Source organism: Streptomyces violaceusniger Tu 4113, from assembly GCF_000147815.2.
GTDB lineage: Bacteria > Actinomycetota > Actinomycetes > Streptomycetales > Streptomycetaceae > Streptomyces > Streptomyces violaceusniger_A.
On sequence record NC_015957.1, the window covers coordinates 6890726 to 6916510 of the forward strand.

A 25785-nucleotide genomic window follows, 5' to 3' on the forward strand; every position below is an offset into this window, starting at 1 on the left:
AGGGGAAATGAGAACATTCCAGGTAGAGGCGGGCAGCGGCCCGGTCGCCCCGGCCACGCGTCCGGTGCCGACTCCGTCGGCGGGCGAAGTGCTCGTCCGCGTGAAAGCCAGCTCCATCAACGCGCGCGACCTGCTCATCGTCTCCGGCCGGTATTCCATCGAGGTGCCGCCGGGGCGCATCCCGCTCTCCGACGGCGCGGGGGTCGTGGAGGCGGTCGGGGACGGGGTTTCGCGGTTCCGGGTGGGGGATCGCGTCGTGAGCACCTTCCATCCGACCTGGCTGTACGGTCGGTTCCCCGAGTGGGGGGAGTTGCACGGGACGCAGCGCGATGGATGGCTCACCGAATACATCGCCCTCGACGAGCAGAGCCTGGTCGCCGTGCCGGACCATCTGTCCTTCGAGGAAGCGGCCACGCTTCCGTGTGCCGCGCTCACCGCATGGTCGGCGGTGAGCGGAGTCGGCCCGGGCGACGCGCTCCTGGTCCAGGGCTCGGGCGGGGTGTCGGTCTTCGCGTTGCAGTTCGCCCGCCTGGCGGGCGCACGCGTGCTCGCCACGACATCCAGCGATGAAAAGGCCCGACGGCTCGGCACGCTCGGCGCGTCCGATGTCGTCAACTACGTCAGCACACCGGAGTGGGGCGCACGGGTACAGGCGCTCACCGGCGGCGGCGCCGACCGCGTCGTCGAGATCGGCGGCGCCGGAACGCTCACTCAGTCCATCGACGCCGTCGCCCACGGCGGGCAGATCGCCCTCGTCGGCAATCTCGCGTCGGGCAGCGGGATGGATGTGACGCGATTCTTCCGCCGCGCCGCCACGCTCAGGTCGATCAGCGTCGGCAGCCGGAGCGACTTCGAGCGGATGAACAAGGTCATCGGCCGGCACGGGCTGCGGCCCGTCATCGACCGTGTCGTCCCGTTCGACCAGGCGCCGGAGGCGTTCGCCCACTTCGAGAAGGGGCCACGCTTCGGCAAGGTCGTCATCAGCCACTGACCGCCTGCGGCCGCTGAACACGTACGGCCACAAAGGCGCGGGTCACGGGCGCGGAACGGTGGTGCGGGCGCCGGTGACGCGAAGGCGGTCGAGCTTGCCCGCGTCGCTGCTTCCGGTCGCCGCCGTGTAGGTGACCATGCGCCGGTCGCCCCATGCGCACCTCGTCCTCGTGGCCCGTGCGTCCTCCGGCGCCCGGCTCGCCGAGGAACTCGCCATGGGCGGGCACACGGTCTCGCACGTCCCGGCGGACCTCGCCTCGCTGTGGAGTGTCCGCTCCGCCGCCGTCGAGATCCGTGACCGGCCGGAGCGCGGTGATCTGCCACCGCTGGGCGGGTTCGTGGGCAACGCGGGCATGCAGTACACCAACGCGCTGACCGAGTCCCCCGAGAGGGTCGAGGCCACCTTCGCCATCAACGTGCTCGCCAACCACCTCTTCGTCCGGCTGCTCCAGGACCACTTCGCCGCTCCCGCCCGGATCGTGATCACCGTCAGCGACACCCACTTCGGCGACCTCAAGCACAACCTGGGCATGGTGCCCGGCCCTGGCTGGCAGTCCCCCGACGTCCTCGCCGATCCGGGCGCCTTCCCCGGGCCGGGCGGTACGGCCGGTGGCCGCACCGCGTACTCGACGAGCAAGCTGGCCGCGATCCACCTCGTGCACGAGTACGCGCGCCGGCTTCCGGCCGGGATCGACGCCATCGCCTACAACCCGGGCTTCGTCCCCGGCACCGGCCTCGCCCGCAACGCGGGTCCCGTCTCCCGGTTCGCCATGCGGCGCGTCCTGCCGGTGATGACCCTCACGCCGTTCGCCACCGGCCGGGCCACCGCGGGCCGCCACCTCGCCGATGTCGTCCTGGCACGACCGCCGCGCCGACCGGCTCCTACGTGGACCGCGCCCGGGTGGCACGGTCGTCGCAGGAGTCCTACGACCCGCTGCGCGAGCGCGACCTCTGGGACGCCGTCGAACGGTGCACCGTGGCGCACGCGGCCTGACCACTGGACGTATGGGCATTCCGCGGAAACCGGGTCCCGACCGGATCAGCCCAACTCCGCGATGAGATCCGCCACCTGCCCGGGCATGGACAAGAACGGCGAGTGGGAGGAGTCGAGCGCCGCGACCGCGGTCGGGTTGTCCGGGAAGGCCACCGTGGCGTCGCTGATGAACTTGTTCTGGAGGGCCGGGCGCACCGCCATGTCCCGTGCGCAGGTGACGTACGTACGGGGGACCGAGCCCCAGCCGCGGCGGGTGAGGGTGGTGGTGCCGCGCACGATGCCGATCGGTGCGTCGGGCGTCAGCAGTCCGAAGGCGGCCTCGGCGACGGCCCGGTCGACATCGCCGTAGAACGCGTCCAGCAATTGCCGGCGATACGCAGCGTCGCCCGAGACCAGATCCAGCCGCAACGCCCCGATCGCGGCGGGATCGGCCCGGACGCAGGACTGGACGAGGGCGCCCGCGTTCTCGGGCATCCGCAGGTAGGCGAGGGCCGGAACGTCCGAGGCGGGCATGAGCCCGCTCAGATACACCGCGTGGGCCACCGCCTCGGGTGCCTGCTCCGCGGCCCGCGTCAGCACGGTGCCGCCCATGCTGTGGGCGATCACCGTGACCGGGCCGCCCCGGCCGACCCGCTTGATCTGCGAAACCAGGAGGTCACCCGCCTGGTCGAGATCCACGTCCGCCACCGGCGAGACCTCGGTGGCCAGTGCCTCGGCGTCGAAGGGGCGGCCGGTGAGGCAGGCGGGCCGGCGTGCGCGCAGCCCATGCCCCGCCATGTCCACCGCGACAGCCGAGCGGCCGGACCCCGCCAGAGCGGCGATCACCTCGGTCCAGCACCAGGCCCCATGCCAATTGCCGTGCAGAAACAGCAACGGGGTGGCACGAGCTCGAGCGGACATCGTCGCTCCCTTGCGCCGGCGGGATCGGAGTGCGGTCCGTCACCGTAGACCGCGGAAGGCGTTCCGCACCTCCTCCACCAGCACGTCGGGCTGCTCCAACCCCGGAAAATGACCGCCTCGGTCCAATGCGCGCCAGGAGCGCAGATCCGTATAGCGCCGCTCGGCCCAGCGCCTGGCCGTGGGCCATGGCTCGGCCGGGAACAGCGAGCACGCGGTCGGCACGGTCACGGGCCGGGCGTTCTCCTCTTCGGCGCTGCGCGGCGTCCAGCGCAGCGTCTCCCAGTACCAGCGGGAGGTGGATGCGCCGGTCCCGGTGAGCCAGTACAACGCGATGCCTTCGGCCTGCCGGTCGAGGCTCACTCCTCCCCCGGCCTCGGCCCGGGTGTCGGCGTAGGCGGCGAACTTCTCGCCCAGCCAGGCGGCCAGCCCGGCGGGCGAGTCGACCAGGGCGTAGCCGAGGGTCTGGGGCCGGGTGCCCATCTGGATCCCGAAGCCGTAGCCGTCGGCCAGGTGCAGATCACGCCGTTCGATCATGCGCGCCTCGGCCGGGGTGGCGGTGTCCCGGTCCTGCGGGAGCGGTGAGGCCACCGGCATCGTCAAGTGCAGGCCGATCACCCGCGAGGGAAACCGGCGGGCCAGCTCGGTGCTGATGAACGCGCCCCAGTCGCCGCCGTGCGCACCGAAGCGGTCGTACCCCAGCCGGCTCATCAGCGTCCCCCAGGCATCGGCCGTCCGGGCCGGATTCCACCCTGTCCGCGCGGGACGGCCGCTGAAGCCGAACCCGGGCAACGACGGAACGACGACGTCGAACGCGTCGGCCCGGTCGCCGCCATGGGCGACCGGATCGGTGAGCGGGCCGATGACCTGCTCGAACTCCAGGATCGACCCCGGCCAGCCGTGCGTCAGCAACAGCGGCAGCGCCTCGGGCTCCGGCGACCGCACATGCCAGAAGGCCAGCTCCAGGCCGACGATGACCGTACGGAAGTGACCGATCGCGTTCCAGGTCTTCTCGCGTGCTCGCCAGTCCACCTCGCGCAACGCCGCGAGGAGCGCCCGCATGTGGTCCAGCGGCACACCCTGGGACGCGTCCGCCACGGTCTCCGGTTCGGGCAGGCGGACCCGGTCCAGCCGGGAGCGCAGATCGTCGAGATCGGCGTCGGGAACGGAGATGGCGAAGGGTTCGATGTCGGGCGTCACTCCGCCCGCGGGGTAAGTCCACACGCCACGAACGCTAGAACCGGCCCAGGGCCACGGGAATGCGCGCGATTGCCGTACACGGATCATCGATTGCGGTAGGCCGACGGCCGGACCCCCGTGTGCCGCAGGAACGCCGTGGACAGTGAGCCGGGGCTGCCGAATCCGCACCGCGTGGCGACCTGGGCGACGGACAGCCCACCGGCGGCGAGCAGCCGCTGCGCCTCCTCGACCCGTAGCCGGGTGAGATAGCGGTGCGGTGTCTGGCCCGTGGCCTCCTTGAACACCCGGATGAAGTGATAGACGCTGAAGCCTGCCTCGGAGGCCAAGTCCGCCACCGTCAACGGGCTGCCGAGCCGGTCCCGCATCATCGCCACGGCCTTGTGCACCCAGGGCCCGTCGGCGCTCGCCCGGCTCGCCTTCGGTGGCCGGACGCCGCCGCTGAGCAGATGCACGGCGAGAAACGTCGCCGCGGACTCCGCGTACAGGTTCTCGGCTTCACCGGCCGCGCCCAACGACCGCATGGTGTGTTCGACGAGCGGATCCCCCGAGGCCACCGCGTCGGCCATCCGCTCATAGTCGATGCCCGCCCCGCCCAGTTGCTCGACCGTACGGGCGACGGTGACGTGTGGAATGTGCACCTGAAGGGTCCGCAAGGGGACCACGGACCGGTAGCGGCGCGCCGACGCCACGCCCGGAAGGGCCATATCGACCTGCCCGGGCATCCAATGCCGCCGCTGCCAGCGCCCACCGATGTGGGTCTCCATCGACGCGTCGCCCGCGACCGTCAGCACCAGATGCAGATCCTCGGTGGCGGGCAGTGCCATCCGCTCCACGCGCGCGGTGTGATGGAACCGCTGCAGCAGCAGCGACCGCCAGCCCAGGCCGTCCCAGCTACTGAACGTCCGCTCGACATACGGGTTCGCGTCGAATCCGGTATACGGCTCGAGGTCGAAGTCCGGAGCGTCGCACACCACATCGAGCATACCGATGGCTGGTGCGGACAGGGCATTCCGGCGTTCCGTCCCTCAGGCGTCCAGGGAGGGGTAGTCGATGAATCCCTCGTCGGTGCCGCCGTAGTAGGTCGTCGTATCGGGCGTGTTGTACGGGCCGCCCGCTCGCAGCCGGGCGGGCAGGTCGGGGTTGGCGAGGAAGAGCGCGCCGAAGGACAGCATGTCGGCCGTGCCGTCCTCGATGAGCGTCAGGTCCGCCGCGCTGGTGAAACCGTCTGTCGCGGGGTTGAGGATGAAGGTTCCGGAGAACTCCTTGCGGAGGAGGTCGGTCAGATCGCGGGAGGTTTCGACGAGGTGCAGATAGGCGGGGCCGGTCTCGTTCAGCCGGCGGACGAGATGGGCGTACGTGGGCTCGAGGTCGGGCTCCTCGATTCCGTTGTAGCGAACGCCGGGCGAGACGCGTATCCCCGTGCGCTGTGCCCCGATGGCCGCTGACACGGCCGCGACCACCTCCGCCGCGAACCGGACCCGGCCTTCGACCGAGCCGCCCCACTCATCGGTGCGCAGATTGGAGCTGGGAGCCAGGAACTGGTGGATCAAGTAGCCGTACGCGGCGTGCACTTCGACCCCGTCGAACCCTGCCTCCACGGCGTTGCGCGCGGCCCGGGCGAAATCCGCGATCGTCTCCCGCACCTGCTGGGAGGTCAGCTCGCGCGGGGTGCTGAAGTCCTGCATTCCGTGGACGGTGAACAACTGGCCGGGTGCGGCGATGGCCGACGGGGCGACATGGATCAGTCCCTCGGGCAGAAGATCGGGGTCGCCGATCCTGCCGACGTGCGCGAGCTGGGCGAAGACCGTGCCGCCCGCGGCGTGCACCGCGTCGGTGACGCGGCGCCAGGCGGCAATCTGCTCGGCACTGTGCAGCCCCGGAGTGTGGGGGAAGCCCTGGCCGACCGCCGACGGCCACGACCCCTCCGTGACGATCAGGCCGGCGGTGGCGCGCTGCGCGTAGTACGTCGCCATCGAGTCGGTGGCCGTACCGCCGGGCCCGAAGGCACGGGCACGCCCCATGGCGGGCATGACCAGGCGGTTGCGGAGGCGCAGTCCGGCAAGGTCGATCGGATCGAAGGGTGTGGTCACGACGGCTCCCGCGGGTTGTATGGACATGACGGCAGACAACGAGATCATTGGTCGACCAACGATTCCGCCGGAGAGCCACCATAATCCATTCGTTGGCCGACCAATGATTGGCCGGCCACGATAGTCTTGCCCCCATGACCACAGAGCTCCCGCACACCGAGGCGACGGAGGGCGGATACGGCGGCACCGTCAGCCAGACCCTGGCGCGCGTTTCCCGCCTGCACCGCCTCGCCGGTGGCAGGCTGCTGCGCCCGACCGGCCTCTGCTCCGGCCAGGAATTCCTGATGATGGCCCTGTGGGATGCCGGACCGGTCCGTCAGTCGGAGCTGGCGAGGGCGCTCGACCTGGATCCGTCGACCGTGACCCTGACGCTGCGGCGACTGGAGCAGGGCGGGTATGTCATCCGCGCACGCGATCCGCATGACCGGCGCGTCATGCTGGTCCGGGCCTCGGAGGAGAGCTACGCCCTGCGGCCCAAGGTCGCGGAAGTCTGGGGGCAACTGGAGGAGCACATCCTGGACGGGCTGGATGACGCGGAGCGCGAAGCCTTCGCCAGGCTCCTCTCCAAGGTCGAGAAGAACCTCGCCCCGGGCGAGGAGGGCTCCCCCGACGCCTAGGGTCAGTCATTGCGTGTCCAGGAGCCCAGCACCATCAGCGTCCTGGTTCCGGTGACCTGTCCGACGCGGCGCAGGGAATCGATGACCTGCTGCAGATGCTCGATATCCCGCACCCGGACGTTCACCAGGGCGTCGGGGTCGCCGGCGATGGTGAAGACGGCCTGCACCTCGGGGACCGTGTAGGCGGTACGGACGATCTCCCCGACCGGTGTCGTACCGGTGTAGGACAGCTCCACGAACGCCTCGATGCCCCAGCCGAGCTTGGTGTGGTCGATCTGCACGGTGAAGCCCTTGATCACCCCGCTGTCCTTGAGCCGGTCCACGCGGCGTTTGACCGCGGCCACCGACAGCCCCACCTCGGGTGCCATCTCGGAGAAGGTGCGCCGGCCATCCTCGCGCAGCATCCGCAGCAACTGGCGGTCCACGTCGTCGAACTCGGGCATCGCCACTCCGTTCCGCGACCCGCGTGCACCGCACATCCGCGCAAATTCTTTTCGTCCACCCGGCCAATCGCCGCTTCAGTTTGCGTCTTCTTGGCGATCAACCGCAACTTACTTGTGCTCGCCGGAGGGTGTTGCTGTCCTAGGCCCGGACCCATGAACGCCGAAGACCTCGCCCCGTTCGTACCCCAGGAGCGCCCTTCATGCCTGTCGACCGTCTGCTTCCCACCCGCGAGGCGGAGGATCTGCTCGACCTCGTCCGCGAGATCGCCGACAAGGAGCTGGCCCCCCGCGTCGAGGAGCACGAGCGCGCCGAGAGCTATCCCGCGGGGCTGTTCCGCCTGCTGGGCGAGACCGGGCTGCTGGGCCTGCCCTACCCGGAGGAGTCCGGCGGAGGCGGCCAGCCCTACGAGGTCTATCTGCAGGTCCTCGAAGAGCTGGCCGCACGCTGGGCCGCCGTCGCCATCGCGACCAGCGTCCACACCCTCGCCGCCTTCCCCCTCCTGACGTTCGGCACCTCCGCCCAGCGCGGGCGCTGGGCGGAGGACATCCTCAGCGGCCGTCTCATCGGTGGCTACAGCCTCTCCGAGCCGCAGGCCGGGTCCGACGCGGCGGCCCTGACCTGCCGCGCCGACAAGGCCCCCGACGGCTATCGGATCACCGGCGCCAAGGCGTGGATCACCCACGGCGGCAAGGCGGACTTCTACGCCCTGTTCGCCCGCACCGGTCCGGGCAGTGACGGCATCTCCTGCTTCTTCGCGCCCGGACACACCGACGGTCTCACCTTCGGCCGGCCCGAGGACAAGATGGGCCTGCACGCCATCCCCACCACCTCGGCCTTCTGGGACGACGCACTCCTCGCCACCGACCGGCTCATCGGCGCCGAGGGCGAGGGGCTCCAGATCGCCTTCAGTGCCCTGGATTCCGGCCGGCTGGGCGTCGCCGCCTGCGCCACCGGACTGGCCCAGGCCGCCCTGGACGCCGCGACCGCCTACGCCCACGAACGCACCACCTTCGGCCGCAGGATCATCGACCACCAGGGGCTCGGCTTCCTGCTGGCCGACATGGCCGCCGCCGTCGACTCCGCCCGCGCCACCTACGTGGACGCCGCCCGCCGCCGTGACCACGGACGCCCGTACACCCGCCAGGCGAGCGTCGCCAAGCTGACGGCGACCGACGCCGCCATGAAGGTCACCACGGACGCCGTCCAGGTATTCGGCGGCTATGGATACACCCGCGACTTCCCCGTGGAGCGCTATATGCGCGAAGCGAAGATCATGCAGATCTTCGAGGGCACCAACCAGATCCAGCGGCTGATCATCAGCCGCCAGCTCGCCCACTGACCAGCCCCGGCCTCAACTACCAGGGCACGGTCTGACCCTGGTAGTTGAGGTACCGCAGGCCCGGTTCGCCGCTGTGGCGGTCGATCGTGTCCACCACGCCCGGGATGGACTGGTCGATGGTCAGCGGCGCCTCCGGTCCGCCGAGTTCGGTGCGGACATGGCCGGGGCACATGAGCAGCAGCGTGTGCGCGGCGTCGGCGTAGCGGGCGGCGTAGCTGCGCATGAGCTGGTTCAGGGCGGACTTGCTGGCGCGGTAGACGTCCTGACCGCCCCTGGTGTTGAAGCCGACGCTGCCCTGGCGCGAGGACATGACGCCGATGGTCCCGGTCGGCGCGACCAGCGAGCGGAGGGACTCGACCACACGCATCGGGCTGAGCGCGTTGGTGACCATGACCTCGACGAACATCTCGGTCGGCACGTCCCCGATCGGAATGTTGCCCCTGGTGATGCCGGCGTTGACGAACAGCAGGTCGAGCGTGCGCTCCGCGAGGCGCTCGCGCAGCGCGGCGATCTGCTCCGGCGCCGTCATGTCCAGCGATTCGACGGTGACCCGCCCGCCGGACGCCTCGGCCAGGTCGTGGAGGCCGGTGCGCCGATCGCCCCGGACGGTCCCGATGACGTTCCAGCCGCGGTGCGCGTACTCGGTGGCGAGGGCGAGTCCGAGGGTGCGGGACGCCCCGACGATGAGAGCGGTCTTGGCGCTCATGCCTGCACCTCCGGCCTGAGGACCTGCTCGCACCACTCGCGGAAGGTCGTCGGCCCAGTGATTCGAGGGGTGCGCGGCACGCCGTCGTCGAGGCCGTTGTTCTTGGCGTACGCCATATTGACGTAGCCCTCCACGAGCGCGTCCCCGAGGCCGCGTCCGGCGAATCCGGCGCGGAAGTCCTCCAGCGACCGGGGCTCGTAGCGGACCGGACGGCCGAGCACGTCGGACATGATGCGCGCCATGTCGTTCGCCGAAAGGTCCTCGGGGCCCAGCACCGGGACCTCGCCCGTCCCCGTCCAGGAGCGGTCGAGCAGCAGGCCGGCGGCGACCGCGGCGATGTCCCGGGTGGCGGCCGTCGGTGCCGTGCGGTCGGGGGCGGCGGTGTCGGTGTACACACCGTCGTCGCGGATCGAGGCCAGTTGCCGCAGCAGGTTGTCCATGAAGGACGGGCAGGCGAGCGCCCGGTAGGCCACGCCGGTACCCGCGATGAGGTCGTCCATGGCCAGCGACGCCGTCACATGGCCGGCGCGGCCGGCGACGGGGGTGCCGCGGCCGAGCGCCGAGACGCCGACGACGTGTCCGATTCCGTGGGCCGTGATCGCCTTCGCGGCGGCGTGGGTGAACCCGGAGTACGCGGTGTCCAGGCTCGGTGCCCGCGGGTCCGGCGGGACCAGCCAGAAGACGGCGTCCGCGCCGGCGAAGGCCCGGTCGACGACCTCGGCGTCGCCGTGCGAGCCGGTGACGACGTCGACGCGGGCGCGGACCGCGTCGGGGAGTTTCCCGGGGTCGCGCACGATGACCCGCAGCTCTTCGCCGCGATCGGGGGCCTCGTTGAGCAGGATGTCCAGCAGCCGGCCGCCGATCTGGCCGGTGGGAGTGGTGATGACGATCATGCTTTGAGTCTCGGGGCGGCCACCTGCGGGCGTCCAATACCCTTCCCGGCAATTGATACCTTCAGGGCATGGATCTCGATCTGCGCAAGCTTCGCTACTTCGTCGCGGTGGCCGAGCAACGGCACTTCGGCCGGGCGGCGGAACAGCTCTTCATCGCCCAGCCGGTCCTCAGCCGCCAGATCAGGGCCTTCGAGCAGGAGATGGAGTGCCCTCTGCTCATCCGGTCCACCCGCAGCGTGGAGCTGACCGATGCCGGGAAGCGGCTCTACGAGGAGGCGCAGCGGATCCTCGCGACCGTCGCCTCGGCGGTGCGGAGCGTGCACGACGTGGATCGGGGCGTCCAGCGGCTCGTGGTGGCCTTCTGCTCCGGGCTGCATGTGTCGGAGGCGATCCGGGCGTTCTCATCTCGCCACCCGGACGTCGAGACCGATGTCGTCCCGGTGCGCTGGTGGGAACAGGACGCGCCGCTCCGGGACGGCCGGGCCCAAGTCGCCTACCTGCGGCGGCCGTTCGACCACTCGGACTTGCGCATCATCCCCATCGGCCACGAGACCAGGGTCGCCTGTATGCCCGCGACGCATCCGCTGGCCTTCCGTCAGGAGCTCACCTCCGCGGACCTCGACGGTGAGCGGATGCTCGACGCGCCGACGCGACGGACGTCGTCGCTCGAAGAGAAGTTCGAGCTCATCGCCTCCGGACAGGGCATCGCGCTGGTCCCGCTGAGCGTCGCGCGGTCCTACTCCCGCCCAGACCTCGTCCACCTCCCCGTCACGGACGCCCCGTCGGTCGAGACCTGCCTGGCCGTCCTCGCGGACCGGCGGGAGAAGGTGCTGCGCGACTTCCTGGAAATCGCCACCGCCACGCTGCGGGCCACCTGAGCGATCGGCGGACAGGTCCGCAGACTACGGCATACGAGGCGGCGCGCGACCCGGATCGGCGTCCTGCCAGGGCGATCGCGCGAGCGGCAGGTACCTTGGCCCGCACCGACTGGAACACGGGGGACATCATGGCCGCGACGACAACGGTACGCACGGCGCGAAGGCTACGAGCGCGTCAGCAGGCATGTGGTCTTGGGCTGGCGGTGCTGACCGCTGTGGCCGTGGCCGGCTGCGGTGGCTCGGACGAGACCGACGGGGCGCCCTCGCGCGATGACCAGCCGTCGGCGTCCCGTTCCGCGCCGCCCTCGAAAAGCCCGTCCGGCGCTCCAAGCCCCTCGGCGAAGCCCTCCGTGTCGGCGGCGGACGGGCGCGATGTCGCCGCCTGCGCGGACGGCAACTGCGAGATCGCGGTGTCCGCTCCGGTGACGGTCCGGTTCACGAGCCCGGCCGGCCCGGCGACGCTGACGGTGACCGAGGTCGGACCGAACAAGGTCGAGTACACGGTGAAGTCGGGCAATGGCCGGTCCCAGGGCGGGGCGAGCGGTCCGGGCCAGGGGTGCATCACCGTGCTGCGCGACCACGGCAGCAGCAACTCGTGCGGACGGGTGGGCACCATGCGGCCGGCCGCTCAGCCCGGCGCCGTGGTGATCCAGATGGCGGCCGGCGAGGACGGCACGGCGATCCTGCACATCGTGTCGTAGGACCGGCCACATCGTGTTGGAGTGACCGGCTAGAGGCGGTGAGCTCTCCGTCGGCGGGCTGCCGGGGGAGCGGGAGTGGCGGATGCCCGCCTCTTCGGTCCCAGGAAGGAATTTCATTCGAGTCATCGGGGCAGCCGGGTTCGGCACTCCGCACCGCCTCCCCGCCGTTGGCAAGCACCGGCACCGACGGCGGGGCACCGGCTCAGGTACGGCTACGCCGCCGCGGGACCGTCGACGGTGACCGGTGGCACAGGGAGCCGGCCTCCCGGGCCCGGACCACGGACGGCATCCGTATCGCCGCCGCCGGGGTCGAGTACGCCGGGGACCAGTACGCCCAAAACCGTTCGGGGCGTGCCAGTGCGCGCGATCACTCCCACTCACTGCTCAGGAACGGGACGGTCACCGCTGGCCAGGCCGAGGGTGAGGCGTCCGCCGTGGGGGTGTGTCAGGCGGCTCAGGGCAGTGGACATGACGCGAAGACGGCTTCCAGGAGAGGGGAATCAGGGGTGGGGAGGAAGGGGAACAGGGGCGGGAACGGGCCGCGCCGCCGCGGCCGGCTGATGAGCACGGCCACAGCGGCGCGGTCGAGCGGAGTGGCGCGGATCAGTTGAGGGTGTCGGGGTCGGGCCCGGTGCGCCGGCCACGGTCGAGAGCGTTGATCGCCTCGATGTCCTCGGGGGTGAGGGCGAAGTCGAAGACGTCGATGTTCTCCCGGATGCGGGCGGGGGTCACGGACTTGGGGATCACGACGTTCCCGAGCTGCAGATGCCAGCGCAGGACCACCTGCGCGGGCGTCCTGCCGTGCCGCTGCGCTATCGCGGCGAGGGCGGGGTCCTGGAGAAGGGCGCCCTGGGCGAGCGGGCTCCACGCCTCGGTGGCGATCTTGTGCTGGGCGTGGAAGTCCCGCAGTTGTCCCTGCTGGAGGTAGGGGTGCAGCTCGACCTGGTTGACGACCGGGACCACACCGCTGTGGTCGAGCAGCCGCTGCAGATGGGCGGGCTGGAAGTTGGACACGCCGATGGCGCGGGTGCGGCCGTCCGCCAGCAGCTTCTCCAGGGCGCGCCACGTGTCCAGGTAGCGGTCGCGGGCGGGGGTGGGCCAGTGGATCAGGTAGAGGTCCACATAGTCGGTGCCCAGCTTGGCCACGCTGGCGTCGAAGGCCGCGAGGGTGGAGTCGTATCCCTGGTCGGCGTTCCACAGCTTGGTGGTGAGGAACAGCTCCTCGCGGGGGACGCCGGAGGTGGCCAGGGCACGGCCGACCCCGGCCTCGTTGCCGTAGATGGCCGCGGTGTCGATGCTGCGGTAGCCGGCCTCGATGGCGGAGAGCACCGCGCCGGTGGTCTGCTCGTCCTCCACCTGGAAGACGCCGAAGCCAAGCTGCGGGATCTCGAGGCCGGTGTGGAGGGTGAGGTGGGGTATGGAGGTCATGGTGTCCTTCGTCGGTTGGTTTGTGCCTGCGGGTATGTGTGGTGGTTCGGGGGTCAGCCGAGCGTCGCGAGCGCGGTGGTGGCGATCCCGTGGTCCTGTTCGGGCGCGCCGCCGCCCACGCCGATCGCGCCGATCAGCCGGCCGTCGCGGTGGACCGGGACGCCACCGGCGAGGAACAGCAGCGGGCGGTCGAGGGCGGTGGGCAGGGTGTGGAAGACGCCTCCGGGCTGGACCGCGTCGACCAGGTCCGCGGTGGGGGCGTCGAGCTGGAGCGCGGTGAACGCCTTGCGGGTGCTGGTCTCCCCGGCGATCAGTACGGCCCGGTCGTCGCGCCGGAAGGCCAGGAGGTGGCCACCGGCGTCGAGGACGCTGATCGCGGCCGTCACCCCGGCCGCCTCGGCGGCGGCGCGGGCGGCCTGGAGGAGGGCCTCGGCGTCCTGAGTGGTGAGCGGGGCGACGGCGGTCTCGGTGGTGCTCATGGCGGGTGGGTCTCCTCGATGGTGGTGGTGCTGTTGGGTGACGGGGTGGCTCAGTGCCGGGCGGTGGAAACCCGGGCCGGCTCGGTGGTGGCGCCGTCGTGGACGTGGCGGGTGTCGCGACGCTCCAGGGCGGCGGAGAGGACGGCGAGGGCCAGGGCGGATCCGGCGAGGATGGCGCCGACCCAGTTGGGGGCGGTGTAGCCGAGTCCGGCCGAGATCACCAGGCCGCCGAGCCAGGCCGAGAGCGCGTTGCCCAGGTTGAAGGCGCCGATGTTGACGGCGGAGGCGAGGGTGGGGGCGCCCGCCGCGTGGTCCAGCACCCGCTTCTGCAGCGGGGGCACGGTCGCGAAGCCCAGGGCGCCGACGAGAGCGATGGTGATCGCGGCCGCGATCTTGTTGTGGGCGGTGAAGGTGAACGCGGCCAGGACCAGCGCGAGCGCGCCCAGCGACACGTACAGCATCGGCATCAGCGCCCGGTCGGCGAACCGGCCCCCGAGGAGGTTGCCGCCGACCATGCCGAGCCCGAAGAGGACCAGCAGCCAGGTGACGGAGGAGTCCGCGAAGCCGGCGACCTCGGCCATCATCGGCGCGATGTAGGTGATCGCGGCGAAGACACCGCCGAAGCCGAGCACGGTCATCGCCATGGCCAGCAGCACCTGTGCGTTGCGGAAGGCGGCCAGCTCATGGACCAGGTGCACACCCTCCGGCTTGGGGATGTCGGGAATGAGCTTGGCGATGCCCGCCAGGCCCACCACGCCGAGCGCCGCGACGAGGAAGAAGGTGGTCCGCCACCCCAGCGACTGGCCGATCGAGGTGCCCAGCGGCACGCCGACGACGTTGGCGACGGTCAGGCCGGTGAACATCATCGAGATGGCACCGGCCTTCTTCTCGGGCGCGACCAGGTCGGCCGCGACGACGGAGCCGATGCCGAAGAACGCGCCGTGCGCGAAGGAGGCGACGATCCGTCCCGCGGCCATCACGCCGAAGGCGGGGGCGAGCGCGGAGAGCAGATTGCCCACCACGAACAGCCCCATCAGCAGCATCAGCATGTGCTTGCGGGAGATCTTCGTACCGAGCGCGGTCATCAGCGGTGCGCCGGCCACGACGCCGAGCGCGTAGCCGGTCACCAGGAAGCCGGCGGTGGGGATGGACACGCCGAAGTCCCCGGCGACCTCGGGCAGCAGCCCCATGATCACGAACTCGGTGGTTCCGATCCCGAAGGCCCCGATGGCGAGGGCCAGCAGTGCGATGGGCATGAAAGTTCACTCCAAGTGATTGCTACCGCCCTTAACGAGCGCCCACGATACTTGCATACACACTAATTGCAAGCGCGCTATATTGCTCAGGCTGTGTATCACGTCACCGTCACCGCCGCGGGGCCCAGGCCCCGACCCACCTCGCTCCACCAAGGAGGCACCCATGACCACGTCGGACCTCGCCGCCACTCCCCTCGCCCAGAGCTGGTGCGCCCTGTCACTGCTGCACAGCAGGATCGAGACGCATCTCGAGGGGGCCCTTCACACCCGCCACGGGCTCAGCGCCCGCGAGTACGCGGTGCTGGACGTGCTGAGCCGACAGCACGACGGGGAGAACGGCCATCTGCAGATGAAGCAGGTCGCCGACGCCGTCGCCCTCAGCCAGAGCGCCACCACCCGCCTGGTCACCCGGCTCGAGGACCGCGAACTCCTCTCCCGCTACCTGTGTCCGACCGACCGGCGCGGGATTTACACCAATGTCACCGAGGCCGGTCTGGTACTGCTCCGCCAGGCCCGGCCGACATACGAAGGCGCCCTGCGCGAAGCGCTCGACCTGGCGGGCCGGGACCCGAGGCTCACCACCCTGGTCGCGGCCGTGGCGTCGTTGGAGGCATCGCCCCTTGACGCTTCGTCACTCCGGATTCCGGGGTGTGGGCTCCCCGGCTGACCTCACACGCCGGGGGCGAGCCCACCGGCCAGTGGCCCCGCGCCCGTCTCCCGTTCGTCCGACAGCACCGTCTCGCGGAACGAGGCGACGACCGGCCGCAGATCGATGTGGTGCCAGACCGCCCACAGGTGAACGGACGCCTCGTGCCAGGGCAGTGTGCGCACGGCCACGGCGTCCGTCGCCCCGCGCACCATGCTCTTCTGCACCAGCGCCAGCCCGAGGCCGGAGGCCACCAGGCCGAGTGCCGTCAGCGGGTCCGCTGCGTCGAGCCGGATGTCGGGCGTGAAGCCCGAGGCGACACACGCGGCGACGAAGGTGTCCCGCCATACCGGGTCGCCCGGCTCCTCGACCGCGATCCACGGCTGACCGTCGAGCTCCGGCGCCGGGATGGTCTCGAGAGCGGCCAGCGGGTGGCCCGCCGGCAGGACGAGCAGCAACGGATCCTCCAGCAGCGGCGCGGCCCGGAGCACGGGGTCGTCGCGGTCCGGTGGCTCCCGCACCAGGGCGATGTCGAGGCTGCGCTGGCGCAGTCCCTCGAACTGCTCGGCCGCGGGCATGCTGTACAGCGCGACATGGATGCCGGGGCTCTCCTCCTGCAGCCGGCGCAGCGCCCCCGGCAGCACACCCGTGTGCATGGCGTCGGCGACATAGCCGATGCACAGGCCGCCCTCCTCGCCTCTGCCCAGCCGGCGGCCCAGGTTCTCCAGCCGGTCGGCGTGGCGCAGCAGGGCCCGGGCCTCGCTGAGGAAGGTCGCGCCATCGCGGGTGAGCCGGATGCGCTGCTGGCTGCGCTCGAACAGGGTGAGGCCGAGGTTCTTCTCCAGTTGGGCGATCTGCCGGCTGAGAGGAGACTGCGAGATGTGGAGTTGCTCGGCGGCGCGGCCGACGTGTTCGGTCTCGGCCACGGCGATGAAGTAGCGCAGTTGGCGCAGGTCAAGCACGTAAGACCTCCGAGGACTCAACTCTGTCCAAGAGAGTCTTGGACAGTCTGAAGTACCGATCCTACTGTCGAAGACGCAAGAACGGCGGACCGGCCGAAAGCCATGAGTCCGCCCCCTCCCCCTCTTCGCAAGGACCCTTCATGACCATCAAGTCCCTGCTCCCCGGTCGCCTCGGCTTCGGCACCGCACCGCTGGGCAGCATGTTCCGCGACGTCTCCACCGAGGAGGCCGCCGCCACCGTCGACGCCGCCTGGGAGCACGGCATCCGTTACTACGACACCGCCCCCTTCTACGGCGCCGGCCTGGCGGAGATACGTCTCGGCGACGCGCTCGCCGGGCGCCCCCGCGACCAGTACGTGCTCAGCACGAAGGTGGGTCGCGTCATCCTCGACGAGGTGGAGGACCCCGCCGCCCGTGACTTCGGCGAGAAGGGCGGCCTGTTCGAACACGGCCGTCCCAACAAGATCGTGCACGAGTGGACGGCCGACGCCACCCTGCGGTCGATCGAGGACAGCCTGCGGCGTCTGCGCACCGACCGGCTCGACATCGTCTGGGTCCACGACATCGCCCAGGACTTCCACGGGGACGACTGGCTCGCCGTCTACGAGACCGCCCGCACCGGCGCCTTCCGCGTCCTGCAGCGGCTGCGCGACGAGGGCGTGATCAAGGCATGGGGGCTCGGTGTCAACCGCGTCGAGCCCATTGAGCTCACCCTCGACCTGGACGAGCCGAAGCCGGACGCCTTCCTGCTCGCCGGGCGCTACACCCTGCTGGACCACGACCGCGCCCTGCAGCGGCTGCTCCCCACGGCGGTCGACCAGGGCGTCGACCTCGTCGTCGGCGGCCCGTACAGCTCGGGCATCCTCGCGGGCGGCACCCACTTCGAATACCAGGACGCGCCCGCGCACATCGTCGAGAAGGTCACGCGCATCAAGGAGCTCGCCGAGCGGCACGGCATCAGCGTCAAGGCGGCTGCCCTGCAGTTCGCCCTCGCCCATCCGGCGACCGCCGCCGTGATCCCGGGTGCGACCCGGCCCAGCCGCATCGCCGAGGACGTCGCGGCCCTCGACGAGACCGTCCCCGCGGCGTTCTGGACCGAGCTGCGCGACGCCGGACTGGTCTCCCCGCTGGCCCCTCTGCCCACCGACTGATCCACCCTCCCGTCTCCCACCCCGACAGGAGCATTTCCATGGCCTCCACCACCGCCTCCCTCGACCTGCCCGTGCCGCCCGAGCAGGTGTGGCAGCTCATCGGCGGCTTCGACTCACTGCCCGACTGGCTGCCGTACATCTCCGAGAGCGTCCCCGCCGAGGGCGGCCGCGTCCGCCATCTGCGCAACGAGGACGGCGGTGTGATCGTCGAGCGGCTCGTGGCCTTCGACGACGCGGCGCGCTCGTACAGCTACGCCATCCTCGACGCGCCGTTCCCGGTGACCGACTACCTGTCCACCCTGACCGTGCGCGAGGTCCCCGGCCGGTCCGGCGCCTCGCATGTCGAGTGGTCCGGGACGTTCACCCCCACCGGCGTCAGCGAGGACGAAGCGGTCGCGCTCTTCCACGGCATCTACGCGGACGGCCTCGCCGCCCTGCAGAACACCCTGGAGGGCTGCGGCTCCTGACGGGCCGCCACGTGGAAACGCCTGACGGCCCGCCGAGCCGAACGCCTCGGAGACCGCCCGCCCGGGAGCACCACGCACCCGGGCGGCGGCGTACGCGAGCGGAGTCCGAGAGCGGCGTACGCGAGCGGGGTCCGAGAGCGGCGTACGCGAGCGGGGTCCGAGAGCGGCGTACGCGAGCGGGGTCCGAGAGCGGGGTCCGCATACCGCGTCCAAGCGGGGGCAACAACCGGCGTCAGGACGCGGGCGTATGGGCGGTGGACCGCCGGACCACCAGCTCGGCCGGGAACTCCCGGCGCCGGGCGGGCAGTGTGCGGTCCTCGATCGGCTCGATCAGCATGCGCACGGCCATCCGCGCCATGTCGGTGATCGGCTGCCGCACGGTGGTCAGGCCGTACGCCTCCCACGCGGCCATCGCGATGTCGTCGTACCCGACCACCCAGACGTCCTCGGGGACCCGCACGCCCAGGGAGATCGCGCCGTCGACGGCGCCGAGGGCGGTGAGGTCGTTGGCGCAGAAGACGGCGGAGGAGGGATGCGGGCGGTCGAGCAGTTCGCGCATCGCTGCGCGCGCCGTGTCGTGGGAGAAGTCCCCCGGCCGTACCAGCTCCGGCGCCAGCGGGTGCCCCAGTTCGCCGAGCATCTCGCGGAAGCCCCGCTCCCGGTGGAGCGCGGTGCCGGCCGACTGCGGTCCGCGCAGAAACCCGAGCCAGCTCGGCATTCTGGACCGGTACCTGCGCCTCGCCGAGGAGGGCCGCGCCCGGTGCGTCTCCTGGGACAACCACGACACGTGCGCGGCCGCGCTGCTCGACACCCTCGCCATGGTGGAGGCCGCGCACCTGCGGACCGGGTCTTTGTCGTGCGGCGCCCCGCCGGGTCGGCGCTGGAGGCCGTGTACGACAACGAGCTCGACTCCGCCGGGAATGGGGACTGGCGCCGCCCGGCTGGTGCGGCAGGTGCGGTGCTCGCCGAGCGGGGGCGCCCGTGGGACGCGAGGGAGACGGGCCGGTTCCGCCGTCAGCTCGCCGAGGCCGACCGGCGTCTCAACGATCCGGGGCTGCCGGAGGACTGGGCGCTGGCGGTGCGCCGCGACGCCGAGCGCGCCGCCGCCTTGGCCGAGCCGGTCCGGCGCACCGCCCAGCCGCGCCGGGAGCCGCCCGGGGTGGACTATCACCGGCTCTCGGCGGAGGAACACCGCTTCGTCTTCGATGAGTTGATCGTGCCGTCCCTGGGGCGTATCACGCCGCAGGAGAAACCGGTCGCTGTGTATGTGGTGGGCCAGCCCGGCGCGGGCAAGCCCCGGGCCGCCCGGATGGTCCGCCGCACTCTGCGCGATGGCCCGGCTCACATCACGGGCGACGACTTCAAAGTTGCCCACCCGGACTACCTGCAGCTGCTGCGCGAGGAGCCGCGTACGGCCTCCGCACGGATCCGCGCCGACTACCGGGCCTGGCAGGCCCAGGCCGAGGCGTATGTGCGCGAACGGCGGGGGGACGTCGTCATCGAGATCACCCCGTTTTCCGGTTGTCTCCTGCACTCGGCGCCCACTGATGACCACCAGCCTCTCCACGACGGCCGGCTTCCTGAACGTCGGCTCAGCGGGGCTCGCCGAACCAGCGGTCGAGCGCCGGTTCCAGGTCATCCGCGCCGGCCCAGCACACGTAGCCGTCCGGCCGGATGAGCATCGGCTCGGTGTCGGCGCCCTGGCCCACCCGGTCCACCCGGCCCGACCAGGGGTCGGCGACCTTGGCGAACGTGTCGGCCGGGTCCAGCAGGATGCCGTGCCCGGACCGCAGCAGTTCGTGCACCCGGGCCGAGCCGAGGTCCAGGTCCGGTGCAGGCCGGCCGACAAGCGCATGGGCTTCGGTGCCCGGCATCGGGTAGCGGATGGCCATCCCGGACATCAGGTCGGCGAGATAGTGCTGGACGTCCGGCAGTTGGGCCATGGCCGTGAAGATCTCCCGGGCGGCCAGCACGTCCGGATCGCGGGTGCCGGCACAGTCCATCAGCAGGCTCTGTGCCCGGACGTTGCTCAATACGGCGGCCCCGGCCGGATGCCGTTCCGCGTGATACGTGTCGAGCAGGTTCTTTGGTGCCCAGCCGTGCACGGCGGCGCCGAGCTTCCAACCGAGGTTGTGCGCGTCCTGCATCCCGGTGTTCATGCCCTGCGCGCCGAGCGGAAGGTGGACATGGGCGGCATCGCCCGCCAGGAACACCCGCCCGTGCCGGTATTGCCCGACCTGCCGTGACGCGTTGGTGATGCGGCGGGCGTAGCGCAGTTCGAGCAGGTGCACACGCGTTCCGAACACGGTGCTCAGGCCGTGACGGATTTCGTCCTCGGTGACCGGGATCTCCCTCGGCAGTGACTGGCCCGGCCCGCCGAGGACCAGTCGGCGCAGCTGCCTGCCCTGCGCATCGGTGCCGAGCGGGAACAGTGCCGCCCAGTGCCCGTCCTCGTTCCAGGTGTGCGACGTGGACGGATCGACGCCGCTCAGCCGCACGTCGGCGGCGGTGGTCGTCAACGTGCCGGGCTGACCGGGGAACCCGGCCCGCAGTAGCGACCGTACGGTGCTGTGGGCTCCGTCGGCGGCGACGAGGTAACGGGAGCGGAGGGTGGCGCCGTGGGCGAAGGTCGCGGTGACCCCGTTGTCGTCCTGGGCGAGGCCGACCAGTTCTTGGTCCCTCCGGGCGTGGAGGCCGTGTGCGGCGAGGTGCTGCTCGAAGAATCCCTCGATCACCACCTGGGGCACGGACCGCCATGGCAGACGGTCCCGGTTGGAGTGGAGTGGGAGTGGGATACCGGCGAAGTGGCCAATGGTGACGGGGTGGTCTCCGGTGGCCAGCAAGGGCTCCAGCAGCCCTCGTTGGTCGAGCGCCTCCAGTGTGCGGGACTGCACGCCGCCTGCCTTGGACAGGTCGCTGCGCTGCGACAGCTTGTCGACCAGCACGGTCGACACCCCCGCCATCAGCAACTCGTTGGCCAGCGTCATTCCGGTCGGGCCGGCGCCGACGATGAGCACATCGGTGTCCATGGACTCTCCTCAGGCTGTGTCGATCAGGACAGAAGCAACGCTCCGCCGGCCGAGCTGCCCGATCCAGAAACCGGCTCGATTGCGTCGGTATCTGACACCGCCTAACCTCGACTCGGTGGAATCCGACTACGACGAGCTGGATCGTCGGCTTGTGCACGCCCTGCAGATCGACGGCCGTGCCCCGTTCAGCACCATCGCCGAGGTTCTCGGCGTGTCGGATCGCACCATCGCCCGCCGGTACGCCCGGTTGCGATCGGCCGGGGCGGTACGGGTGCTGGGCGGGGTCGACCCAACCGTGCTGGGCGCCATCCTGTGGTTCCTGCGGGTGCGATGTGCACCCGCCGCGTCGTTCCCGGTCGCCGAGGCGCTGGCCAGACGCCCCGACACGTCCTGGGTGAGCCTCAGCTCCGGCGGCACCGAGATCACCTGCGTGGTCCGTACCGAGAGCGAGGCGGACAGCGAGGCACTGCTGCTGGCCAAACTCCCCCGCACCCCTCGCGTGGAGGGCGTGACCGCGCACTCCGTGCTACACGCCTTCTACGGCGGCCCGGACAACCTGGTCGGAAAACTCGGGTCGCTGGACGCGGAGGCGATCGAGCGACTGCGCCCGCCTCCGATGCCGCATCGACGGGGACCCGTGCGGCTCGACGACGGTGACCGCAAGCTCCTCGCCCTGCTCGCCACCGACGGCCGGGCCGGGTTCGAGCAGTTGGCCGCGGCGACCGGCTGGTCGCCGACGACAGTCCGGCGCAGGATGACGGAGCTGCGCGAACACGGACTGCTCTATCTCGACATCGACGTCGACTGGCGCATGTTCGGCGTGAACGCCCGAACCCTGCTCTGGCTCTCGGTCGCCCCCGCACACCTGGAGGAGGCCGGTCAGGCGCTGGCCGGGCATCCGGAGATCGCGTTCGCCGCCGCCACAACCGGCCCGACCAACCTGTACGCGAGCGTGGTGTGCACGAACCAACGGGAGCTGTACCGGTACCTGACCACCCGGGTCGCCGCACTCCCAGCCATCACACACCTCGAAACGGCGCCAGTGATCAGGACCGTCAAGCAGGCAGCGAACCAGGCATAGCAACCGACCAGCCCCCTGCTGTTTCGATCGCGCAAAGCACACTGCTTGTCACCAGGTCGGCGCGCTACCTGTCACCTGCATGAGGTTCCCCCGAGATGCGAGGAGGGGTGACAGCAGGTCAGATGGATCGCGTGAGAGGAGATCTGACGATGCCTGCCCCCAGGAAATACCCGCTGGAGTTGCGTGAACGTGCGGTGCGGATGTACCGCGCGTCGGAACCGAAGCCCGTCATCCGCCGCCTCGCCGAGGAACTCGGCGTGCATCACGAGGCCCTGCGCAACTGGATCCGTCAGGCCGAGGCCGACGCCGGCGAGCGGGAGGACCTGCTCACCACCGCCGAGCGCGAGGAGCTGGTGGCCTTGCGCAAGGAGAACGCCCAGCTCAAGCGGGCGAACGAGGTCCTGCGGACAGCCTCGGCTTTCCCGCCGCGCAGCTCGACCCGACCCGGCCCAGGTAAGAGCGCTCATCGACGAGCACCCACACCTGGGGGTCGAGCCCGTACTCCGGGAACTGCGGACATGGTCGGTACCCGAGCCGCACGCTGCGTTACTGCTTTCGTCTCAGTGCGGCATGCGCCCAGCAGGAACTGCTTTCCGCCCTCTTGGCCATCAAAGGATCGCTGGTCGGCACCAGCTGTCACAGGCCTGGTCTAGCCTCCCGAAGTATGAACCTAGACCTGGTGGGACGACGGGCGATGGTGACGGGGAGCAGCGGAGGCATCGGCGCTGCAGTGGCCCAGCGGCTGGTCGATGAAGGGTGCGCCGTTTTGGTGCACGGTCGCGACCCTGAGCGTGTCGGCAGGGTCGCAGCACGGCTTCATGCTGCTGACGGTGTAGTGGACGTCGTGCTGGGGGACCTTGCTGATGATGATGCCGCCGGCACGGTGGCTGAGCAGGCCCTCGCGTGGGGCGTGGAGATATTGGTCAACAATGCCGGCCCATTCGCCGAGCATGACTGGGAAACGGCGGAGCCGGCGGCATGGTTGGACGCGATCAACGGGAACGTCGTGTCCGCCGTGCGGATAATCCAGGCCCTGGTGCCTCGGATGCGTGAGCGCGGGTGGGGGCGGGTGGTCAATGTGGGAAGCCGGGCCGCGACGACTCCGTTGCCGAACATGGTCGAGTATTCGGCGGCGAAGGCGGCGGTGGTCAACATGACGACCAGCCTGGCCCAGCATCTGGCCGGATCCGGTATCACCGCGAACACGGTGAGCCCCGGTGTCATCGTTACGGACGGCATGCGGCAGATGTTCGAAGACGGAGCGGCTGCACGAGGCTGGCCAGGACAATGGACGGAGTTGGAACCGCTGGTGGTGGCTGAGTACGCCCCGAACCCGACGGGCAGGCTCGGCACTGCGGAAGATATCGCGGCAGCGATCGCGTTTCTCGTCAGCCCGCTGGCCGGCTACATCAACGGCATCAACCTGCGCGTCGACGGAGGCATCGCGTCGGTGCCGTAACGGCCTCGTCGAGTAACTTCTCGGGGCGATCTCGAGTAGGCAGTCATCGCTCAGCGTGCCCACACCACAGAAGTTGAGCCAGAACCGCTTGAAGTGAACGAAGCCACGAGGCCGGCGTAGGCGGCGCCGACCGGCCACAGACCCAGGCGGTCGAGCGCGAACCGGCAGTGCCAGGTCACCCGCGTCGTCCAGTAGGTACGTCTCCGGGGTGGAGTACCCGACCTACCCGGCCCCGGTGGCCTGATGTCGGTGGACTGACCGATCCGGTGTCCGGGCGGGCCTCCGGTACATCACTGTCTGCTTGTGGACGTTCAGTACGGCAGCTGTCCGCTGCCATGACCGACGTCGCTTCAGGAAGGTTTCCAGCGAACCGGTCACATCAGTACCGTGGTCCGCGTCATACATAAGCGAGCAGAGGGCCGAGGACACGGCACCCGGTGGCCCGTTCCGACCAGGTTGAACAGCCCCTGAGCCCGGGCCACCAGCAGAGGATATGACGAGGCTCCTCGTTGGCTCACTCACCGGGCCGGATCACCACGCGCACACAGCCCTCCGTCTTGTGCTTGAACATGGCGTAACCCTTCGGCCCCTGGTCCAGGGTCACCGTGTGGGTGGCCAGGTGGGAGGTCTTGAGCTCTCCGGCCGCTATGCGGCTCAGCAGCATCGGGATGTAGCGCTGTCCGTGCTGCTGGGCGCCGCGCACGGTCAGGCCCTTGTTCATCGCGGCTCCCAGGGGGAACTTGTCGACCAGGCCGCCGAATACGCCGAGCACGAACACCGTGCCGCCCTTACGGCAGGCATGAATGGCCTGCCGTACCGCGGTCGGCCGGTCCGTCTGCAGCCGCAACTGCTGCTTGGCCCGGTCGTACAGCCGGGAAAGGCCGACGCTGTCCGCCTCCATCCCGACCGCCTCGATGCATACGTCAGGACCGCGTCCGCCGGTCCGCTCCCGCAGCTCCGGCCCGATGTCCGTCGCGGTGTAGTCGAGGGTTTCGCAGCCGATGTGCCGCTCGGTCATGGCGAGCCGCTCGGGGATGCGGTCGATGCAGATCACCCGCTCGGCGCCGAGCAACATCGCGGCACGCGCCGCCATCTGTCCCACGGCTCCGGACCCCCACACCGCCACCACATCTCCTGGACCGACGCCCCCGAGATGAGCTCCCATCCATCCGGTCGGTGCCGAGTCGGAGGCGAACAGGGCACTGGTGTCGTCGATCCCCTCGGGGACCGGAAAGGCCCCGTAGTCGGCGAAGGGCACCCGTACGTACTCGGCATGGCTTCCGCGCAGCCCGCCCATGATGTGCGAGTAGCCGAAGATACCGCCCGTGTCGTGGCCGAAGAGGGCCTGGCCGAGACCTGGGTTGGTGTTGCTGTTGTCGCACAGGGACCACAGGTCGTTGGCGCAGTACCAGCAGCGGCCGCAGCCGACGAACGAGCAGACCACCACACGATCGCCAACGGCGTGGCGGCGCACCCTGGGGCCCCTTTCGACGACCTCGCCGAGGAACTCATGGCCGATGACGTCACCGGCTCGCATCGCGGGGATGTAGCCCCCGATCAGATGGAGATCCGACCCACAGGTGGTACCGGCGATGAGCCGCACGATGATGTCCTGCTCGTTCCGCAGCTCGGGGTCGGGGACCCGCTCGACCGCGAGCTTGTTCACACCTTCCCAGCACAGAGCCTTCACAGCACTCCCTCCCCACCGGACCGCCGGGTCAGCAGGCCGATGACCTTGCCGCCCGGGGACTCATGTGTCGTCGGCGGAGCGTCGGGAAGCAGGACCTCTCCCGCCTCGAGCAAGGACTTGGCCTCGCGCAGGGCCGTCCGCGCCTCCTGGCGCGGATCCTGACCGGCCAGCCTGCCCGGCAGCGAGGAGGCGAGCTTCGGAACCGGTTCCTTGGGCCGCGCCGCCACTTCCGTTCCACGATTGCCCGGCGCGGGACGAACCCGGATCTCCAGCCGGTCTCCACAGCGCTCCAGCGGTTCCGGCAACGTCGGCACCTGCACCTCGCCGGGCGCACGGTAGATGGTCACCGTCAGCCATCGGCCGCCACGGGACCCGGCCCCCCGCGATG

General features: G+C 70.6%; 29 protein-coding genes. 12 read left to right on the plus strand and 17 right to left on the minus strand.

Annotated elements, in window-relative coordinates:
* Positions 1-7: 7 nt before the first annotated feature.
* Positions 8-991, plus strand: coding sequence for a zinc-dependent alcohol dehydrogenase family protein (locus tag STRVI_RS27945; protein WP_014058987.1), 984 nt, complete (start codon positions 8-10; stop codon positions 989-991).
* A 42-nt stretch (positions 992-1033) separates the two neighbouring features.
* Here the strand turns inward: STRVI_RS27945 and STRVI_RS53730 are convergent, their stop codons facing one another.
* The 5 genes from STRVI_RS53730 to STRVI_RS27970 all read right to left on the minus strand — a co-directional run bounded on the left by STRVI_RS53730 (position 1034) and on the right by STRVI_RS27970 (position 6171).
* A complete protein-coding gene (locus tag STRVI_RS53730) occupies positions 1034-1207 on the minus strand; it encodes a hypothetical protein (protein ID WP_208949174.1) in 174 nt (57 codons plus the stop codon).
* A gap of 822 nt (positions 1208-2029) precedes the next feature.
* Positions 2030-2884: an alpha/beta fold hydrolase gene (locus STRVI_RS27955; protein WP_014058989.1), complete on the minus strand. Its 855-nt coding sequence runs from the start codon at positions 2882-2884 to the stop codon at positions 2030-2032.
* Between the two features lie 39 nt (positions 2885-2923).
* Positions 2924-4168, minus strand: coding sequence for an epoxide hydrolase family protein (locus STRVI_RS27960; protein WP_014058990.1), 1245 nt, complete (start codon positions 4166-4168; stop codon positions 2924-2926).
* Positions 4165-5052: an AraC family transcriptional regulator gene (locus STRVI_RS27965; protein ID WP_208949175.1), complete on the minus strand. Its 888-nt coding sequence runs from the start codon at positions 5050-5052 to the stop codon at positions 4165-4167. The genes STRVI_RS27960 and STRVI_RS27965 overlap by 4 nt, the downstream gene beginning before the upstream one ends.
* Before the next feature lie 54 nt (positions 5053-5106).
* Positions 5107-6171 carry an alkene reductase gene (locus STRVI_RS27970; RefSeq protein WP_014058992.1) on the minus strand — a complete coding sequence of 355 codons (1065 nt, stop codon included), beginning with the start codon at positions 6169-6171 and terminating at the stop codon, positions 5107-5109.
* Positions 6172-6305: 134 nt separating this feature from the next.
* Here STRVI_RS27970 and STRVI_RS27975 point away from each other — a divergent pair, with 134 nt between their 5' ends.
* Positions 6306-6788, plus strand: a complete 483-nt coding sequence (locus STRVI_RS27975) for a MarR family winged helix-turn-helix transcriptional regulator (protein ID WP_014058993.1) — start codon at positions 6306-6308, stop codon at positions 6786-6788.
* A 2-nt stretch (positions 6789-6790) separates the two neighbouring features.
* On the opposite strand, the gene STRVI_RS27980 is transcribed toward STRVI_RS27975, so the two are convergent.
* Complete coding sequence (locus tag STRVI_RS27980; protein ID WP_014058994.1) at positions 6791-7231, minus strand: Lrp/AsnC family transcriptional regulator; 441 nt, start codon at positions 7229-7231, stop codon at positions 6791-6793.
* 200 nt (positions 7232-7431) lie between these two features.
* Here STRVI_RS27980 and STRVI_RS27985 point away from each other — a divergent pair, with 200 nt between their 5' ends.
* Entirely contained in the window at positions 7432-8571 is a 1140-nt protein-coding gene (locus STRVI_RS27985; RefSeq protein WP_014058995.1) for an acyl-CoA dehydrogenase family protein, read from the plus strand.
* A gap of 16 nt (positions 8572-8587) precedes the next feature.
* Here STRVI_RS27985 and STRVI_RS27990 read toward each other — a convergent pair whose 3' ends face one another.
* Both STRVI_RS27990 and STRVI_RS27995 read right to left on the minus strand, forming a co-directional pair.
* The gene (locus tag STRVI_RS27990) at positions 8588-9277 is read right to left on the minus strand and encodes an SDR family NAD(P)-dependent oxidoreductase (RefSeq protein WP_014058996.1); all 690 of its coding nucleotides are present in this window, start codon (positions 9275-9277) and stop codon (positions 8588-8590) included.
* Complete coding sequence (locus STRVI_RS27995; RefSeq protein ID WP_014058997.1) at positions 9274-10170, minus strand: NAD(P)H-binding protein; 897 nt, start codon at positions 10168-10170, stop codon at positions 9274-9276. Before STRVI_RS27995 ends, STRVI_RS27990 begins: the two co-directional genes overlap by 4 nt.
* Positions 10171-10238: 68 nt before the next feature.
* On the opposite strand from STRVI_RS27995, the gene STRVI_RS28000 reads away from it, so the two are divergent.
* Both STRVI_RS28000 and STRVI_RS28005 read left to right on the plus strand, forming a co-directional pair.
* Positions 10239-11048, plus strand: a complete 810-nt coding sequence (locus STRVI_RS28000; RefSeq protein ID WP_014058998.1) for a LysR family transcriptional regulator — start codon at positions 10239-10241, stop codon at positions 11046-11048.
* 128 nt (positions 11049-11176) lie between these two features.
* Positions 11177-11749, plus strand: coding sequence for a hypothetical protein (locus STRVI_RS28005; protein WP_150112925.1), 573 nt, complete (start codon positions 11177-11179; stop codon positions 11747-11749).
* Positions 11750-12352: 603 nt separating this feature from the next.
* Here STRVI_RS28005 and STRVI_RS28010 read toward each other — a convergent pair.
* Genes STRVI_RS28010 through STRVI_RS28020 form a run of 3 tightly spaced genes read right to left on the minus strand, consistent with a single transcriptional unit; the run spans position 12353 to position 14912 of the window.
* Positions 12353-13177: an aldo/keto reductase gene (locus tag STRVI_RS28010; RefSeq protein ID WP_014059000.1), complete on the minus strand. Its 825-nt coding sequence runs from the start codon at positions 13175-13177 to the stop codon at positions 12353-12355.
* A 53-nt stretch (positions 13178-13230) separates the two neighbouring features.
* Entirely contained in the window at positions 13231-13656 is a 426-nt protein-coding gene (locus tag STRVI_RS28015) for a GlcG/HbpS family heme-binding protein (RefSeq protein ID WP_014059001.1), read from the minus strand.
* Between the two features lie 50 nt (positions 13657-13706).
* Positions 13707-14912, minus strand: coding sequence for an MFS transporter (locus tag STRVI_RS28020; RefSeq protein ID WP_014059002.1), 1206 nt, complete (start codon positions 14910-14912; stop codon positions 13707-13709).
* A gap of 163 nt (positions 14913-15075) precedes the next feature.
* Between STRVI_RS28020 and STRVI_RS28025 the strand changes: the two genes are divergently transcribed.
* On the plus strand, positions 15076-15579 hold the full coding sequence (locus tag STRVI_RS28025) for a MarR family winged helix-turn-helix transcriptional regulator (RefSeq protein WP_014059003.1): 504 nt from the start codon (positions 15076-15078) through the stop codon (positions 15577-15579).
* 2 nt (positions 15580-15581) lie between these two features.
* Here STRVI_RS28025 and STRVI_RS28030 read toward each other — a convergent pair whose 3' ends face one another.
* Positions 15582-16520, minus strand: coding sequence for a LysR substrate-binding domain-containing protein (locus tag STRVI_RS28030; protein WP_014059004.1), 939 nt, complete (start codon positions 16518-16520; stop codon positions 15582-15584).
* A 140-nt stretch (positions 16521-16660) separates the two neighbouring features.
* On the opposite strand from STRVI_RS28030, the gene STRVI_RS28035 reads away from it, so the two are divergent.
* Both STRVI_RS28035 and STRVI_RS28040 read left to right on the plus strand, forming a co-directional pair.
* Positions 16661-17671, plus strand: coding sequence for an aldo/keto reductase (locus STRVI_RS28035; protein ID WP_014059005.1), 1011 nt, complete (start codon positions 16661-16663; stop codon positions 17669-17671).
* A 38-nt stretch (positions 17672-17709) separates the two neighbouring features.
* Complete coding sequence (locus tag STRVI_RS28040) at positions 17710-18138, plus strand: SRPBCC family protein (RefSeq protein WP_014059006.1); 429 nt, start codon at positions 17710-17712, stop codon at positions 18136-18138.
* A 232-nt stretch (positions 18139-18370) separates the two neighbouring features.
* Here STRVI_RS28040 and STRVI_RS28045 read toward each other — a convergent pair whose 3' ends face one another.
* Positions 18371-18856 carry a substrate-binding domain-containing protein gene (locus tag STRVI_RS28045; RefSeq protein ID WP_050993766.1) on the minus strand — a complete coding sequence of 162 codons (486 nt, stop codon included), beginning with the start codon at positions 18854-18856 and terminating at the stop codon, positions 18371-18373.
* Between the two features lie 138 nt (positions 18857-18994).
* On the opposite strand from STRVI_RS28045, the gene STRVI_RS28050 reads away from it, so the two are divergent.
* Positions 18995-19816, plus strand: coding sequence for a zeta toxin family protein (locus tag STRVI_RS28050; protein ID WP_251982751.1), 822 nt, complete (start codon positions 18995-18997; stop codon positions 19814-19816).
* On the opposite strand, the gene STRVI_RS28055 is transcribed toward STRVI_RS28050, so the two are convergent.
* A complete protein-coding gene (locus STRVI_RS28055; protein ID WP_014059007.1) occupies positions 19731-21167 on the minus strand; it encodes an FAD-dependent monooxygenase in 1437 nt (478 codons plus the stop codon). The two genes, STRVI_RS28050 and STRVI_RS28055, sit on opposite strands and share 86 nt — an antisense overlap.
* 115 nt (positions 21168-21282) lie before the next feature.
* On the opposite strand from STRVI_RS28055, the gene STRVI_RS28060 reads away from it, so the two are divergent.
* The 3 genes from STRVI_RS28060 to STRVI_RS28065 all read left to right on the plus strand — a co-directional run bounded on the left by STRVI_RS28060 (position 21283) and on the right by STRVI_RS28065 (position 23707).
* Positions 21283-22248: an Lrp/AsnC family transcriptional regulator gene (locus STRVI_RS28060; RefSeq protein ID WP_043236640.1), complete on the plus strand. Its 966-nt coding sequence runs from the start codon at positions 21283-21285 to the stop codon at positions 22246-22248.
* Positions 22249-22397: 149 nt separating this feature from the next.
* A complete protein-coding gene (locus STRVI_RS48760) occupies positions 22398-22901 on the plus strand; it encodes a transposase (protein ID WP_014059009.1) in 504 nt (167 codons plus the stop codon).
* Positions 22902-22912: 11 nt separating this feature from the next.
* On the plus strand, positions 22913-23707 hold the full coding sequence (locus tag STRVI_RS28065; protein WP_014059010.1) for an SDR family NAD(P)-dependent oxidoreductase: 795 nt from the start codon (positions 22913-22915) through the stop codon (positions 23705-23707).
* A gap of 222 nt (positions 23708-23929) precedes the next feature.
* On the opposite strand, the gene STRVI_RS56090 is transcribed toward STRVI_RS28065, so the two are convergent.
* The 3 genes from STRVI_RS56090 to STRVI_RS28075 form a co-directional block, all read right to left on the minus strand.
* Entirely contained in the window at positions 23930-24112 is a 183-nt protein-coding gene (locus STRVI_RS56090; RefSeq protein WP_150112926.1) for a helix-turn-helix domain-containing protein, read from the minus strand.
* A gap of 109 nt (positions 24113-24221) precedes the next feature.
* The gene (locus STRVI_RS28070; protein WP_014059011.1) at positions 24222-25397 is read right to left on the minus strand and encodes a zinc-dependent alcohol dehydrogenase; all 1176 of its coding nucleotides are present in this window, start codon (positions 25395-25397) and stop codon (positions 24222-24224) included.
* A complete protein-coding gene (locus tag STRVI_RS28075) occupies positions 25394-25744 on the minus strand; it encodes a hypothetical protein (protein WP_251982753.1) in 351 nt (116 codons plus the stop codon). The genes STRVI_RS28070 and STRVI_RS28075 overlap by 4 nt, the downstream gene beginning before the upstream one ends.
* Positions 25745-25785 lie beyond the last annotated feature (41 nt).

What these genes read in the sequence shown, in the direction of transcription:
- STRVI_RS27945 (WP_014058987.1), top strand. Translation starts at nt 8, where the DNA reads ATGAGAACATTCCAGGTAGAGGCGGGCAGCGGCCCGGTCGCCCCGGCC.
- STRVI_RS53730 (WP_208949174.1), bottom strand. Translation starts at nt 1,207, where the DNA reads ATGGCGAGTTCCTCGGCGAGCCGGGCGCCGGAGGACGCACGGGCCACG.
- STRVI_RS27955 (WP_014058989.1), bottom strand. Translation starts at nt 2,884, where the DNA reads ATGTCCGCTCGAGCTCGTGCCACCCCGTTGCTGTTTCTGCACGGCAAT.
- STRVI_RS27960 (WP_014058990.1), bottom strand. Translation starts at nt 4,168, where the DNA reads ATGATCCGTGTACGGCAATCGCGCGCATTCCCGTGGCCCTGGGCCGGT.
- STRVI_RS27975 (WP_014058993.1), top strand. Translation starts at nt 6,306, where the DNA reads ATGACCACAGAGCTCCCGCACACCGAGGCGACGGAGGGCGGATACGGC.
- STRVI_RS27980 (WP_014058994.1), bottom strand. Translation starts at nt 7,231, where the DNA reads ATGCCCGAGTTCGACGACGTGGACCGCCAGTTGCTGCGGATGCTGCGC.
- STRVI_RS27985 (WP_014058995.1), top strand. Translation starts at nt 7,432, where the DNA reads ATGCCTGTCGACCGTCTGCTTCCCACCCGCGAGGCGGAGGATCTGCTC.
- STRVI_RS27990 (WP_014058996.1), bottom strand. Translation starts at nt 9,277, where the DNA reads ATGAGCGCCAAGACCGCTCTCATCGTCGGGGCGTCCCGCACCCTCGGA.
- STRVI_RS27995 (WP_014058997.1), bottom strand. Translation starts at nt 10,170, where the DNA reads ATGATCGTCATCACCACTCCCACCGGCCAGATCGGCGGCCGGCTGCTG.
- STRVI_RS28000 (WP_014058998.1), top strand. Translation starts at nt 10,239, where the DNA reads ATGGATCTCGATCTGCGCAAGCTTCGCTACTTCGTCGCGGTGGCCGAG.
- STRVI_RS28005 (WP_150112925.1), top strand. Translation starts at nt 11,177, where the DNA reads ATGGCCGCGACGACAACGGTACGCACGGCGCGAAGGCTACGAGCGCGT.
- STRVI_RS28010 (WP_014059000.1), bottom strand. Translation starts at nt 13,177, where the DNA reads ATGACCTCCATACCCCACCTCACCCTCCACACCGGCCTCGAGATCCCG.
- STRVI_RS28015 (WP_014059001.1), bottom strand. Translation starts at nt 13,656, where the DNA reads ATGAGCACCACCGAGACCGCCGTCGCCCCGCTCACCACTCAGGACGCC.
- STRVI_RS28020 (WP_014059002.1), bottom strand. Translation starts at nt 14,912, where the DNA reads ATGCCCATCGCACTGCTGGCCCTCGCCATCGGGGCCTTCGGGATCGGA.
- STRVI_RS28025 (WP_014059003.1), top strand. Translation starts at nt 15,076, where the DNA reads ATGACCACGTCGGACCTCGCCGCCACTCCCCTCGCCCAGAGCTGGTGC.
- STRVI_RS28035 (WP_014059005.1), top strand. Translation starts at nt 16,661, where the DNA reads ATGACCATCAAGTCCCTGCTCCCCGGTCGCCTCGGCTTCGGCACCGCA.
- STRVI_RS28040 (WP_014059006.1), top strand. Translation starts at nt 17,710, where the DNA reads ATGGCCTCCACCACCGCCTCCCTCGACCTGCCCGTGCCGCCCGAGCAG.
- STRVI_RS28045 (WP_050993766.1), bottom strand. Translation starts at nt 18,856, where the DNA reads ATGCCGAGCTGGCTCGGGTTTCTGCGCGGACCGCAGTCGGCCGGCACC.
- STRVI_RS28055 (WP_014059007.1), bottom strand. Translation starts at nt 21,167, where the DNA reads ATGGACACCGATGTGCTCATCGTCGGCGCCGGCCCGACCGGAATGACG.
- STRVI_RS48760 (WP_014059009.1), top strand. Translation starts at nt 22,398, where the DNA reads ATGCCTGCCCCCAGGAAATACCCGCTGGAGTTGCGTGAACGTGCGGTG.
- STRVI_RS28065 (WP_014059010.1), top strand. Translation starts at nt 22,913, where the DNA reads ATGAACCTAGACCTGGTGGGACGACGGGCGATGGTGACGGGGAGCAGC.
- STRVI_RS56090 (WP_150112926.1), bottom strand. Translation starts at nt 24,112, where the DNA reads ATGTATGACGCGGACCACGGTACTGATGTGACCGGTTCGCTGGAAACC.